The sequence below is a fragment of the Streptomyces sp. NPDC048603 genome (genome assembly GCF_043199475.1).
GTDB lineage: Bacteria > Actinomycetota > Actinomycetes > Streptomycetales > Streptomycetaceae > Streptomyces.
Window position 1 is genome coordinate 5,420 of record NZ_JBICVY010000016.1, and the last position, 14,011, is coordinate 19,430.

Consider the following 14,011-nt stretch of genomic DNA (forward strand, 5'->3'; position numbering starts at 1 on the left):
GCGCGGTGATCTGTCGCAGAAGATCGACGTGGACGCGCGCGGGGAGATCCTTGAGCTGAAGAACACCATCAACACGATGGTGGACCAGCTGTCCTCGTTCGCCGAGCAGGTGACCCGGGTGGCCCGGGACGTGGGTACGGAGGGCCGGCTGGGCGGTCAGGCGCAGGTGCCGGGCGTGGCCGGCGTATGGCGCGACCTGACCGACTCGGTGAACGGCATGGCGGGGAACCTGACCTCGCAGGTCCGCAACATCGCCCAGGTGGCGACGGCGGTGGCGCGCGGTGATCTGTCGCAGAAGATCGACGTGGACGCGCGCGGGGAGATCCTTGAGCTGAAGAACACCATCAACACGATGGTGGACCAGCTGTCCTCCTTCGCGGACCAGGTGACCCGGGTGGCCCGCGAGGTGGGTACCGAGGGCATCCTCGGCGGTCAGGCGGAGGTGAAGGGGGTCTCCGGCACCTGGAAGGACCTCACCCAGTCGGTGAACTTCATGGCCGGCAACCTGACCTCCCAGGTGCGGCAGATCGCCCAGGTGACCACGGCGGTGGCCATGGGCGACCTGTCGAAGAAGATCACGGTGGACGCGAAGGGCGAGATCCTGGAGCTGGTCACCACCGTGAACACGATGGTGGACCAGCTGTCCTCGTTCGCCGAGCAGGTGACCCGGGTGGCCCGCGAGGTGGGTTCGGAGGGCATCCTCGGCGGTCAGGCGCGGGTGCGCGGGGTCACCGGCATCTGGAAGGACCTCACCGACAACGTCAACACGATGGCCGGGAACCTGACCGCGCAGGTGCGCGGGATCTCGCAGGTGTCCGCGGCGGTGGCCAACGGCGATCTGACGAAGAAGGTCACCGTCGAGGCGCGCGGTGAGGTCGCACAGCTCGCGGAGACGGTCAACACGATGGTCAACACCCTGTCCTCGTTCGCGGACGAGGTGACCCGGGTGGCCCGCGAGGTGGGTACCGAGGGCCGGCTGGGCGGTCAGGCGCACGTCCCCGGCGTCTCCGGGACCTGGAAGGACCTCACCGACTCGGTGAACTTCATGGCCTCCAACCTCACCGGTCAGGTGCGGCAGATCGCCATGGTCACGACCGCCATCGCCAAGGGCGACATGACCAAGAAGATCGACATCGACGCGCGCGGGGAGATCCTGGAGCTCAAGACCACCATCAACACGATGGTGGACCAGCTGTCCTCGTTCGCCGACCAGGTGACCCGGGTGGCCCGCGAGGTGGGTACCGAGGGCATCCTGGGCGGCCAGGCCAGGGTCCGGGACGTCGACGGCACCTGGCGGGACCTCACCGAGTCGGTGAACGAGATGGCCGGGAACCTGACCCGGCAGGTGCGCGCGATCGCGGCGGTGGCCACCGCGGTGACCCGCGGCGACCTGAACCTGAAGATCGACGTCGACGCGGCGGGCGAGATCCAGGTCCTGCAGGACAACATCAACACGATGATCGCCAACCTGCGGGACACCACCCTGGCCAACAAGGAGCAGGACTGGCTCAAGGGCAACCTGGCCCGTATTTCCGGTCTGATGCAGGGCCGTCGGGACCTGGACGACGTGGCTTCGCTGATCATGAGCGAGCTGACGCCGGTGGTGTCCGCGCAGGCCGGCGCGTTCTTCCTGGCCGTGCCGTCCGGCGGCACCGACGGGATCGGCACCGAGGGCACCGAGGACGGCTCGTACGAGCTGCGGATGCGCGGCAGTTACGCGTACGCCCCGGGCCTGATGCCGACCTCGTTCCGGCCGGGAGAGGGACTGATCGGGATGGTTGCCGAGGAGAAGCGGACCATCCTGGTCGAGAACACCCCGCCCGGCTACCTGAAGATCTCCTCGGGTCTGGGTGAGGCGCCGCCGGCCCATGTGATCGTGCTGCCGGTGCTGTTCGAGGCGAAGGTGCTCGGTGTGATCGAGCTGGCCTCCTTCCAGCCCTTCACGCAGATCCAGAAGGACTTCCTCAGCCAGATCGCCGAGATGATCGGTACGAGCGTCAACACCATCAGCGTCAACTCCCGTACGGAGGTGCTGCTGAAGCAGTCGCAGGAGATGACCGAGCAGCTGCGGGAGCGCTCCGACGAGCTGGAGAACCGTCAGAAGGCCCTCCAGGCCGCCAACGCGGAGCTGGAGGAGAAGGCCGAGCTGCTGGCCCAGCAGAACCGCGACATCGAGGTGAAGAACACCGAGATCGAGGAGGCGCGGCAGGTCCTGGAGGAGCGCGCCGAGCAACTGGCGGTCTCCATGCGCTACAAGTCCGAGTTCCTCGCCAACATGTCGCACGAACTGCGGACCCCGCTGAACTCGCTGCTGATCCTGGCCAAGCTGCTCGCCGACAACGCGGACGGCAACCTCTCCCCGAAGCAGGTGGAGTTCGCCGAGACCATCCACGGTGCCGGTTCGGACCTGCTGCAGCTGATCAACGACATCCTGGACCTGTCGAAGGTCGAGGCGGGCAAGATGGACGTCTCGCCGACCCGGATCGCGCTGGTCCAGCTCGTGGACTACGTGGAGGCCACCTTCCGGCCGCTGACCGCGGAGAAGGGCCTGGACTTCTCGGTGCGGGTGTCCCCGGAGCTGCCGGCCACCCTGCACACCGACGAGCAGCGGCTGCTCCAGGTGCTGCGGAACCTGCTGTCGAACGCGGTGAAGTTCACCGACAACGGCGCGGTGGAGCTGGTCATCCGGCCCGCCGGGTCGGACGTGCCGCAGGCCATCCGGGAACAGCTGCTGGAGGCCGGGTCGCTGCGGGACGCGGACGCCGACCTGATCGCGTTCTCGGTGACCGACACCGGGATCGGCATCGCGGCCGGCAAGATGCTGGTGATCTTCGAGGCGTTCAAGCAGGCCGACGGCACGACGAGCCGGAAGTACGGCGGCACCGGTCTGGGGCTGTCGATCAGCCGGGAGATCGCCCGGCTGCTGGGCGGTGAGATCCACGCGGCGAGCGAGCCGGGCCGGGGCTCCACCTTCACGCTGTACCTGCCGCTGCACCCGAGCGAGCTGCCGCCTCAGGGCTACGCGCCGCCGGCCCCGGGCGGCCGGGCCGACCTGTACGGGCGGTCGCCGCTGGCACCGGCGCCGGTCTACGGCCCGGCCGGGGTGGCTCCGGCCGTCGCGTCCGTACCGGTGCCGCAGGCGCTGCCGCCGGCCGGCGGGCACGGTGACCGTGCCGGGATGTCCGCCGCGCCCGCACAGGGCAGCCCGTCGCTGTTCCGGCGGCGCCGGAAGGCGCCCATCGAGCAGGTGCAGCGGCCGGAGCTGCCGGGCCAGCCCGGCGCCGAGGCGTGGCTGCCGGAGGAGGAGCCGCCGGCGGCGCCGCGGACGTACGACTTCCGGGGCGAGAAGGTGCTGATCGTCGACGACGACGTCCGCAACGTCTTCGCGCTGACCAGCGTGCTGGAGCAGCACGGGCTCAACGTGCTGTACGCGGAGAACGGGCGGGAGGGGATCGAGGTGCTGGAGCAGCACGACGACCTGACCGTGGTGCTGATGGACATCATGATGCCCGAGATGGACGGGTACGCCACGACCGCGGCGATCCGGCGGATGCCCCAGTTCGAGGGCCTCCCGATCATCGCGCTGACGGCGAAGGCGATGAAGGGGGACCGGGAGAAGGCGATCGACTCCGGGGCCTCGGACTATGTCACCAAGCCGGTGGACCCCGACTTCCTGCTGTCCGTCATGGAGCAGCACATGCGGGCGGAATAGGCCGTCCGACCAGGCACGTTGGCGGGCGGGCGGATGGGGAACCATCGGTCCGCCCGCCGCGTTTCCGCTACGTGCACAGTGACATCTCGGTGACAGGGTGTGGCGATCTCGGGACTGGGGCTACGATGACCGGCACAAGGACGGGCCGGGGAGGCCCCATGCCGGGGCGAGGAGGACAGGGCATGGTGCAGAAGGCCAAGATCCTCCTGGTCGACGACCGGCCGGAGAATCTGCTGGCGCTGGAGGCCATTCTCTCTGCGCTCGATCAGACCCTGGTCCGGGCGTCGTCGGGGGAGGAAGCGCTCAAGGCTCTGCTGACGGACGACTTCGCGGTCATCCTGCTGGATGTGCAGATGCCCGGGATGGACGGGTTCGAGACCGCCGCGCACATCAAGCGCCGGGAGCGGACCAGGGACATCCCGATCATCTTCCTGACCGCGATCAACCACGGTCCGCACCACACGTTCCGCGGGTACGCGGCCGGGGCGGTGGACTACATCTCCAAGCCCTTCGACCCGTGGGTGCTGCGGGCGAAGGTCTCGGTCTTCGTCGACCTGTACACGAAGAACTGCCAGCTCCGCGAGCAGGCGGCGCTGCTGAGGCTGCAGCTGGACGGCAGCACGAACGGCTCGGAGAGCAAGGACGCGGCGGGGCTGCTGGCCGAGCTGTCGGCCCGGCTCGCGGCCGTCGAGGAGCAGGCCGAGGCACTCACCAAGCAGCTGGGTGAGGAGGCGGCGGACGCTTCGGTGGTCGCCACCGCGGCGCACCTGGAGCGCAAGCTGACCGGACTGCGGCGGGCGCTGGACGCCCTGGAGCCGGGGGCCGGCGGCACCGCGCCGGTGCTGCCCGCCCAGACCTGAGGCGGGGCCGCCGTGCCGGTTCCGGTGCGGAGCCGGCCGACGGCCGGGCCGGGCCGGTCTCCTGAGGCCCGGTCAGGTCCGGCTGTGCGTCACATCGCGTACCCCGGGCCCGACACGAACGGGTGAAGGGGTGGGCACGCGTGTCCACCGGCGTGCACACCGGTAACCTCGCCCCCATGGCCTCACGTACGTCCGGCAAGGGTTCCCAGAGCAGCGCGGGCACCGCGAAGGCCCGCACCGGCCGTACCCCTGCGCCGGCGAAGAAAGCGGCGCCCGCGCGCAGACCTCCCGCGAAGAAGGCCGCGCCCGCGAAGCGCGCCCCGGTGAAGAAGACCGCGCCGAAGCCGGCGCCGTCCCCCTCGGGCGGGGTGCTCAGGGTGGTGCGGTGGCTCTGGCTGGGTCTCGCCCACCTGGTGGGCGGAGTGTTCCGGAGCATCGGCAAGGGCGCCAGGAACCTGGACCCCGCGCACCGCAAGGACGGCATCGCCCTGCTCCTGCTGGGCCTCGCGCTGATCGTCGCCGCCGGCACCTGGTCGAACCTGCAGGGCCCCGTCGGCGACCTGGTCACCATGCTGGTCACCGGCACCTTCGGACGGCTCGACCTGCTGGTGCCCCTCCTGCTCGGGGTCATGGCGGTACGTTTCATCCGGCACCCGGAGGAGACCGATGCCAACGGCCGGATCGGCATCGGCCTGTCCGCCCTGGTGATCGGGGTGCTCGGCCAGGTGCACATCGCCTGCGGGTCCCCCGGCCGGGGCGAGGGCGAGGCCGCCATACAGGACGCGGGCGGCCTGATCGGCTGGGCCGCGTCCAAGCCGCTGATCTTCACCATGGGTGCGCCGCTCGCCGTGCCGATGCTGGTGCTGCTGACGCTCTTCGGCCTGCTGGTGGTCACCGCGACCCCGGTCAACGCCATCCCGCAGCGACTGCGCCGGCTCGGCATCCGGCTGGGGATCATCCAGCCGAACCAGTACGACGACCTGCCCGCGGAGGACGGCGCGGAGCGGCCGGACCGGCACGACCCGGACCGCTGGCGCGCCCGTACCGGCCGCGGGGCGGAGGGCCCGGCCGGGGGACCGGAGGAAGGTCCGGACGCGGCCGAGGAGGAAGCGCTCGCCAAGCGGCGGGCCGCCGGCCGGCGGCCCCGGCGCGGCTCGGTACAGCCGCCGCTGGACCGGGAGATGGACGCGGTGGACGTGGCCGCGGCCGCGGCGGCGGCCCTCGACGGTGCCGTGCTGGGCGGGATGCCGCCGTCGCCGCTGGTCGCCGACCTCACCCAGGGCGTCGCCACGGGCGGCCGGAGCGGAACCGAGCCCACGGCCCCGGTGCCCCCGGCCCGTGAGGAGGTCCCGGGCCCCGCGACGCCGGCGGCCCCGGCGGAGAACCCGGCGGAGTCCCCGGCCGCGGACCACCCGGTGCCCGGGCCCGGTGTGCCCGCCGCCGACGGCGCGGGCGTGTTCAGCGTCCCGGACCTGACCAAGGCGCCGCCGGAGCCCACCGGAGGGCTGCCGCCCCGGGCCGAGCAGCTCCAGCTGCGCGGGGACATCACCTACGCGCTGCCCTCGCTGGACCTGCTGGAGCGCGGCGGCCCGGGCAAGACCCGCAGCGCCGCCAACGACGCCATCGTCGACGCGCTGCGGAACGTGTTCACCGAGTTCAAGGTGGACGCCGACGTCACCGGCTTCACCCGGGGTCCGACGGTCACCCGCTACGAGGTCACCCTGGGCGCGGCGGTCAAGGTCGAGCGGATCACCGCGCTGACGAAGAACATCGCGTACGCGGTGGCCAGTCCGGACGTGCGGATCATCAGCCCCATCCCGGGCAAGTCGGCGGTCGGCATCGAGATCCCGAACACCGACCGCGAGATGGTCAACCTCGGCGACGTGCTGCGGCTCGCGGACGCCGCGGAGGACGACCACCCGATGCTGGTGGCGCTCGGCAAGGACGTCGAGGGCGGCTACGTGATGGCCAACCTGGCGAAGATGCCGCACGTGCTGGTGGCCGGCGCCACCGGATCCGGCAAGTCCTCCTGCATCAACTGCCTGATCACCTCGGTCATGGTGCGCGCCACCCCGGAGGACGTGCGGATGGTGCTGGTCGACCCCAAGCGGGTCGAGCTCACGGCGTACGAGGGCATTCCGCACCTGATCACCCCGATCATCACCAACCCCAAGCGGGCCGCCGAGGCGCTCCAGTGGGTGGTGCGGGAGATGGACCTCCGCTACGACGACCTGGCGGCCTTCGGCTACCGGCACATCGACGACTTCAACAAGGCCATCCGGGAAGGCAAGATCAAACTGCCGCCGGGCAGCGAGCGCGAGCTCAGCCCCTACCCGTACCTGCTGGTGATCGTCGACGAGCTGGCCGACCTGATGATGGTCGCCCCGCGCGACGTCGAGGACTCGATCGTCCGGATCACCCAGCTGGCCCGGGCGGCCGGCATCCACCTGGTGCTCGCCACCCAGCGGCCCTCGGTGGACGTGGTCACCGGTCTGATCAAGGCGAACGTGCCTTCCCGGCTGGCCTTCGCGACCTCCTCGCTGGCCGACAGCCGGGTCATCCTCGACCAGCCGGGCGCCGAGAAGCTGATCGGCAAGGGCGACGGACTGTTCCTGCCGATGGGGGCGAACAAGCCGGTCCGGCTGCAGGGCGCCTTCGTCACCGAGGACGAGGTCGCGGCGGTGGTCCAGCACTGCAAGGACCAGATGGCCCCGGTGTTCCGGGACGACGTCACGGTCGGACAGAAGCAGAAGAAGGAGATCGACGAGGAGATCGGGGACGACCTCGACCTGCTGTGCCAGGCGGCCGAGCTGGTGGTCTCCACCCAGTTCGGGTCGACCTCGATGCTCCAGCGCAAGCTCCGGGTGGGCTTCGCCAAGGCCGGCCGGCTGATGGACCTCATGGAGTCGCGGGGCGTGGTGGGCCCGAGCGAGGGGTCGAAGGCACGGGACGTGCTGGTGAAGCCCGACGAGCTCGACGGCGTGCTCGCCGTGATCCGCGGGGAGTCCCAGCCGTAGCGGAGTCCGCGGACCGGGGCGCGGCCGCCGTCGGCGGCGCCCCCGCCCGGACCTGCACCGGATGACCTCCGGGTCGTATGGTCCTGATATGGGTGACGGATCGGGGTCCTCCGGTGGCCGGCGGCGGTGAGTCCGCGGGTGCCACGCTCGCCGTGCCGCGGCCGGACGAGGCGCTGGCCGACACCGTGCGCCGTACCGGGGCCGCCGCGGGCGGGATCTACCTGCTGGACGAGGCGGCACGGGCCCTGGTCCTCGCGCTGATGTGCGGGCTTCCGGTGGAGGCGGCCCGCCCGTGGCGACGGGTGTCGATGGCCTCCCCGGTACCCCCCAGCGAGGCGGTCCGGGAGAACCGGCTGGTGTGGGTGGCCTCGCAGGAGGAGATGGTGCGGGCCTTCCCGCGCGCCGCCGCCGGCCTGCCCTACCGGTTCGCGCTCGCCGCCCTCCCCCTGAACGGCCGCTCCCGGTGCTGGGGCAGCCTGATCCTGCTCTGGCCCGCCGAACACCCCGGCGGCGCCACGGCGCGCGGGCGCAGCCACCTCGCCGCCGCGGCCCGGCGGATCGCCCGCGCACTGGACGAGTACGCCGTCCCGGGCGCGGTGCCCGACAGTCCTCTCCTGATTCCGGCGGCCGGGGCCGGTCCGCAGGACACGGGCCGGGCCGGGCAGGCCGCCGCGGACTACGTCGAGCGGCTTCCGGAAGGGGCTCTGGCCCTGGACCTGGAGAGCCGGATCACGTACCTGAACCCCGCCGCGGAGGCCCTGCTGGGCCGCAAGGCCGACCAGGTTCTGGGCACCCGGCCCATGTACTCCCTGCCCTGGCTCGACACCCCGGAGGTCGAGGACCACTACCGGACCGCGGTCCTCAGCCGCGACCCGGTCGCCTTCACCGTCGAGCGGTCGCGGGGCACCTGGCTCCGCTTCGAGCTCTACCCGGACGCCAGCGGCATCAGCGTCCGCATCACCCGGACCCGGGCCCCCGGCGGCGCCAGGCAGCCCCCGGCCGCCCGTACCCCCCGGCCGGCCGGCGCCGGGCCCCCGAACGGCGCCCAGGCGGGCCGGCTCTACCAGCTGGCGCACCTGGCGGCCGCTCTCACCGAGACGGTGGCCGTCCGCGACGTCATCGAGCTGGTCGCCGACCAGATCCTCCCGGCCTTCGGCGCCGACGGGCTGCTCCTGTCCACGGCCGACGCGGGCCGCCTGAAGATCACCGGACATCACGGCTACGACCCGGAGACCGTCGACAGCCTCGACGGCCTGCCCCTGGACACCGATCTGACCCCCGCCGGAATGGTCCTCGCCACCGGCGTCCCGGCCTTCTACGCCAGCCCCCGGGAGATGGCCCGCGAGTTCCCCCAGGCCCTGCGGATCAGCGGGAAGCAGGCGTGGGCCTTCCTGCCGCTGGCCATCTCCGGCCGGCCGGTCGGCTGCTGCATCCTGTCCTACGACCACCCCCGGGTCTTCAGCGCCGACGAGCGCGCCGTCCTCACCTCACTGGCCGGTCTGATCGCCCAGGCCCTGGACCGGGCCCGGCTCTACGACGCCACGCACGACATCGCCCACGGACTCCAGCAGGCCCTCCTCCCGCGCGGCCTGCCGCGGCTGCCCGGGCTGCGGGCTGCCGCCCGCTACCTGCCGGCCGGGCACGGCATGGACATCGGCGGCGACTTCTACGACCTCATCCGCCTCGACGCCACCACGGCCGCGGCCGTCATCGGTGACGTCCAGGGCCACAACGTCGCCGCGGCCGCGCTCATGGGCCAGGTCCGCACCGCCATCCACGCCACCGCCGGAGCCCCGCCCGACCAGGTCCTCGCCCGGACCAACCGGGTGCTCGCCGACCTGGGCACCGACCTGCTGGTCTCCTGCCTGTACGTCCACCTCGACCTGGCGCGGCACCGGGCGCGGATGGCCACGGCAGGCCACCCGCCCCCGCTGCTGCACCGGCCCGGGCTCCCGCCCGGAGTCGTGGAGCTCGACCCCGCCCCCATGCTCGGCGCCGGCGCCGGCCGTTCCTTCCCCGTCACCGGGCTGGAGCTCGGACCGGGCACCACCCTCGCCCTCTACACCGACGGGCTGGTCGAGGCACCGGGCCGGGACCTCGACCGGACCACCGCCGACCTCGCCGGGCAGCTCGCCGAACACTGCGGCCGGGACCTCGACGGCCTCATCGACACGCTGCTGAGGTGCAGTTGGCCGACCGGCCGGTACACCGACGACATCGCCATGCTGCTGCTGCGCACCGACCCGGTGCCGCCCGCCTGACGCCGGTCCGCCGGGCCCGTCACCCGCTTGCCCGGACCGGCTTGCTTGTACCGGAGGAAGCGGTCGCCTACCTTCCGGATTGACGCCCCGTAGGCCCGCCGCCGGCCGGTGGCAGGGGGCTCACCCATAAGGGATGCGCGGGCAACCGTATCCCTTCGCACGGCGTCCGAGTTGAGGTAAGGGGGAAGGACATCCGGCCGCCATGCGGATGGCGTACGAAGTCCCCCCTCCGGTTGCTCCTCCTTTTCGTCACCCCCCTAGACTGGACAGGCAGCAGGTGGCTACACGCTCGAAAGGCACCCCCGTGTCCATCGGCAAATCCAACTCCCCAGAAGACGACAGCCCTTCGACCGCCGACGCCGAAGACAGCGTCGAGCAGCGGCCGGAAGCCGAATCGTCCATCGGCCGGACCCTCCAGCAGGCCCGCATCGCAGCCGGGCTCACCGTCGACGAGGTCAGCTCGGTCACCCGGGTGCGCACCGCGATCGTGCACGCGATCGAGCAGGACGACTTCACCCGCTGCGGCGGCGACGTGTACGCCCGCGGCCACATCCGTACGATCGCCCGCGCGGTCGGGACCGATCCGGACCCGCTGGTGGAGAGCTACGACGCCGCCCACGGGGGCCGGCCGGCCCCGACCCCGGCGGCGCCCCTCTTCGAGGCGGAGCGGATCCGTCCCGAGCGTCAGCGCCCGAACTGGACCGCCGCCATGGTCGCGGCGATCGTCGCGGTGATCGGCTTCGTCGGCTTCACCGCCTTCAGCGGCGGCGAGGAGGGCCGGCGCCCGGTGGCGGAAGGTTCCGCCTCGCCCAAACCGGCTCCGGCGCAGACCGGCAAGGTGATCACGCAGACGCCCCAGACGCCGAAGGCGCCAAAGCCGCCCGCCTCGCCCAAGCCGGAACCCTCGGACAGCGCCATCGCGGCCGCCCCCAAGGACCTGGTGACGGTGGTGCTCACCGCCAACGACGGCGAGAGCTGGATCTCCGCGAAGGACTCCACGGGCCGGCTGCTCTTCGACGGCATGGTCCAGATGGGCGACTCGAAGACCTTCACCGACAAGGAGTCCATCGACCTGGTGCTCGGCGACGCCGGAGCCGTCCAGCTGTTCGTGAACGGCAAGGAGATCAAGGACGACTTCCAGCCCGGCCAGGTGGAGCGGCTGAAGTACACCAAGGACGATCAGCGCCAGGGCCAGGCCCAAGCGGGCTGAGCAGGCAATTCCGTTTCCCCGGGACGCGGCGCGGCATCCGCCGCCCGCCCCGGGGATCTTCGTTTACCCGGCCTTGGGGCGGGGGTCGCCGCCGCGACGAAGTAGTCTTGAGTCCATGCCCGAACGCCGTACCGTCGCCCTTGTCACTCTTGGCTGCGCCCGTAACGAGGTGGACTCGGAGGAGCTCGCAGGCCGCTTGGCAGCGGATGGCTGGGAGCTCGTCGAGGACGCCGCCGAAGCGGACGTCGCCGTCGTCAACACCTGTGGCTTCGTCGAAGCCGCGAAGAAGGACTCCGTAGACGCCCTGCTGGAGGCCAACGATCTCAAGGATCACGGCCGCACCCAGGCCGTCGTCGCCGTCGGCTGCATGGCCGAGCGCTACGGCAAGGAGCTCGCCGAGGCCCTCCCCGAGGCCGACGGCGTGCTCGGCTTCGACGACTACGCCGACATCTCCAACCGCCTCCAGGTGATCCTCAGCGGCGGCAGCGTGGAGGCCCACACCCCCCGCGACCGCCGCAAGCTGCTGCCGATCAGCCCCGCCGACCGGCAGGGCGCCTCCGACGTCGCCCTCCCGGGCCACGCCCAGGAGGAGCCGGCACCCGCCCCCGCGGACCTGCCCGAAGGCCTCGCGCCCGCCTCCGGCCCGCGCGCCCCGCTGCGCCGCCGCCTGGACACCAGCCCGGTCGCCTCCGTGAAGCTGGCCTCCGGCTGCGACCGCCGCTGCTCCTTCTGCGCCATCCCGTCCTTCCGCGGCTCCTTCATCTCGCGCCGTCCCTCCGACGTGCTCGGCGAGACCCGCTGGCTGGCCGAGCAGGGCGTGAAGGAGGTCATGCTGGTCTCCGAGAACAACACCTCCTACGGCAAGGACCTGGGCGACATCCGCCTGCTGGAGACCCTGCTGCCGGAGCTGGCCGAGGTCGACGGCATCGAGCGGGTCCGGGTCAGCTACCTGCAGCCGGCCGAGATGCGGCCCGGCCTGATCGACGTACTGACCTCCACCCCGAAGGTGGTGCCGTACTTCGACCTGTCCTTCCAGCACTCGGCGCCGGACGTGCTGCGCGCCATGCGCCGCTTCGGCGACACCGACCGCTTCCTGGAGCTGCTGGACACCATCCGGTCCAAGGCCCCGCAGGCCGGCGTCCGGTCCAACTTCATCGTGGGCTTCCCCGGTGAGACCGAGGCCGACTTCGCCGAGCTGGAGCGTTTCCTCACGAACGCGCGGCTCGACGCGATCGGCGTCTTCGGCTACTCCGACGAGGAGGGCACCGAGGCGGTCACCTACGACAACAAGCTCGACGAGGACGTGATCGCGGAGCGGCTCGCCCATATGCAGCGACTCGCCGAGGAACTCACGTCGCAGCGCGCCGAGGAGCGGATCGGTGAGACCGTGGAGGTACTCGTCGAGTCCGTGGAGGCGGTCGACGAGGACGGCGACGGCGCGTACGGGCGTGCCGCGCACCAGGCCCCCGAGACCGACGGCCAGGTGGTCTTCACCGACAGCACGGGTCTGACCCCCGGCCGGCTGGTGACCGCCAAGGTGGTCGGCACCCTGGGCGTGGACCTGGTGGCCGAGCCGCTGGGCACGGAGGACTTCGAGGAGGCGGCCGGATGACCGGAGTCCCGGCATCGGCGGCGGGCGGGACCGGCCGCCGGCCCGGTTCGGCGGCCGGCGCGAAGCTGGGCGCCGCGGCCGTGAACCAGGCCAGCCTGTGGAACATCGCCAACATTCTGACGATGGTCCGGCTGGTGCTCGTGCCGGGATTCGTGCTGCTCCTGCTCGCCGACGGCGGGTACGACCCGGTCTGGCGGGCCTGGGCCTGGGCGGCGTTCGCCGTCGCCATGATCACCGATGTGTTCGACGGGCACCTGGCCCGTACCTACAACCTCGTCACGGACTTCGGGAAGATCGCGGACCCGATCGCCGACAAGGCGATCATGGGTGCCGCCCTGATCTGCCTGTCCTGGCTGGGCGACCTGCCCTGGTGGGTCACCGGGGTGATCCTGGGCCGGGAGCTGGGCATCACCCTGATGAGGTTCTGGGTGATCCGCTACGGGGTGATCCCGGCCAGCCGGGGCGGCAAGCTGAAGACGCTGGCCCAGGGCACCGCGGTGGGCATGTACGTGCTCGCGCTGACCGGCCCGCTGGCCACCTTCCGCTTCTGGGTGATGGCCGTGGCCGTGGTGCTGACGGTGGTCACCGGTCTGGACTACGTACGGCAGGCCGTGGTGCTGCGGCGCAAGGGGATCGCCGAGGAGCAGGCCGCAAGGTGACATACGGGGCGGGGGGCCGGGGAGCGGCCGGCGCGGCGGGAGCGGCGCCGGAATCCGGCCCGGCCGGGGTGGACTCCCGTTCGATCGCGGCCGAGGCGCTGAGGCTGCTCGCGGAGAGTGACGGGACGGTGGCGGTCGCCGAATCGCTGACCGGCGGTCTGGTGGCGGCCGAGATCACCGCGGTGCCCGGCGCCTCGAAGTCCTTCCGCGGATCCGTGACGGCGTACGCCACGGAGCTCAAGCACCGGCTGCTGGGCGTGGACGCGGAGCTGCTCGCCCGGGACGGCGCGGTGAACGCGCAGGTCGCGGCGGAGATGGCGGCCGGAGTGCGGGAAGCGCTGGGGGCGACGTGGGGGATCGCGACGACCGGGGTGGCCGGTCCGGAGCCGCAGGACGGGCAGCCGGTGGGCACGGTCTTCATCGCCGTGGCGGGGCCCGGGGGCGGGAAAACGGCCGGTCTGCGGTTGAACGGCTCCCGTGGGGAAATCCGTAGGGAGAGTGTACGCACAGTGCTCGAACTTCTCTCGAGCGAACTCCGCGAGAATGCGCGGGGGCAGGATACGGAACAGAACGGGGGGATTTGATGTTTGCAGCCCTGAGTGAACACGACATCGCTCCCCGCACGGCCGCGGCGCGAGGCGGTACGGTGGGGCGTGAAGGATGCGGCTACACGGTCAGAG

Annotated in this window: 8 protein-coding genes; all 8 read left to right on the forward strand. The window is 71.9% G+C overall.

Annotated features, from left to right (window positions below; translation table 11 throughout):
• Positions 1-3,712 (forward strand): HAMP domain-containing protein (locus ACGFQ9_RS32160; RefSeq protein WP_393578752.1); only part of this gene is annotated, 3,712 nt, incomplete at its 5' end.
• Positions 3,713-3,894: 182 nt separating this feature from the next.
• A complete protein-coding gene (locus ACGFQ9_RS32165) occupies positions 3,895-4,572 on the forward strand; it encodes a response regulator (RefSeq protein ID WP_393578754.1) in 678 nt (225 codons plus the stop codon).
• A 176-nt stretch (positions 4,573-4,748) separates the two neighbouring features.
• Entirely contained in the window at positions 4,749-7,589 is a 2,841-nt protein-coding gene (locus ACGFQ9_RS32170) for a DNA translocase FtsK (protein ID WP_393578755.1), read from the forward strand.
• 77 nt (positions 7,590-7,666) lie between these two features.
• Complete coding sequence (locus ACGFQ9_RS32175) at positions 7,667-9,850, forward strand: SpoIIE family protein phosphatase (RefSeq protein ID WP_393578757.1); 2,184 nt, start codon at positions 7,667-7,669, stop codon at positions 9,848-9,850.
• Positions 9,851-10,154: 304 nt separating this feature from the next.
• The gene (locus ACGFQ9_RS32180) at positions 10,155-11,060 is read left to right on the forward strand and encodes a helix-turn-helix domain-containing protein (protein WP_393578759.1); all 906 of its coding nucleotides are present in this window, start codon (positions 10,155-10,157) and stop codon (positions 11,058-11,060) included.
• Between the two features lie 115 nt (positions 11,061-11,175).
• Complete coding sequence (gene rimO, locus ACGFQ9_RS32185) at positions 11,176-12,672, forward strand: 30S ribosomal protein S12 methylthiotransferase RimO (protein WP_393578761.1); 1,497 nt, start codon at positions 11,176-11,178, stop codon at positions 12,670-12,672.
• Complete coding sequence (gene pgsA / locus ACGFQ9_RS32190) at positions 12,669-13,331, forward strand: CDP-diacylglycerol--glycerol-3-phosphate 3-phosphatidyltransferase (RefSeq protein WP_393578763.1); 663 nt, start codon at positions 12,669-12,671, stop codon at positions 13,329-13,331. The genes rimO and pgsA overlap by 4 nt, the downstream gene beginning before the upstream one ends.
• 68 nt (positions 13,332-13,399) lie before the next feature.
• Positions 13,400-13,915 (forward strand): CinA family protein, encoded by a 516-nt coding sequence (locus ACGFQ9_RS32195; RefSeq protein ID WP_393578954.1) that lies wholly within the window; start codon positions 13,400-13,402, stop codon positions 13,913-13,915.
• Positions 13,916-14,011 lie beyond the last annotated feature (96 nt).

Excerpts from the sequence above, each read along its gene's own strand:
- ACGFQ9_RS32165 (WP_393578754.1), top strand. The coding sequence starts at position 3,895 with ATGGTGCAGAAGGCCAAGATCCTCCTGGTCGACGACCGGCCGGAGAAT.
- ACGFQ9_RS32170 (WP_393578755.1), top strand. The coding sequence starts at position 4,749 with ATGGCCTCACGTACGTCCGGCAAGGGTTCCCAGAGCAGCGCGGGCACC.
- ACGFQ9_RS32175 (WP_393578757.1), top strand. The coding sequence starts at position 7,667 with ATGGTCCTGATATGGGTGACGGATCGGGGTCCTCCGGTGGCCGGCGGC.
- rimO (WP_393578761.1), top strand. The coding sequence starts at position 11,176 with ATGCCCGAACGCCGTACCGTCGCCCTTGTCACTCTTGGCTGCGCCCGT.
- pgsA (WP_393578763.1), top strand. The coding sequence starts at position 12,669 with ATGACCGGAGTCCCGGCATCGGCGGCGGGCGGGACCGGCCGCCGGCCC.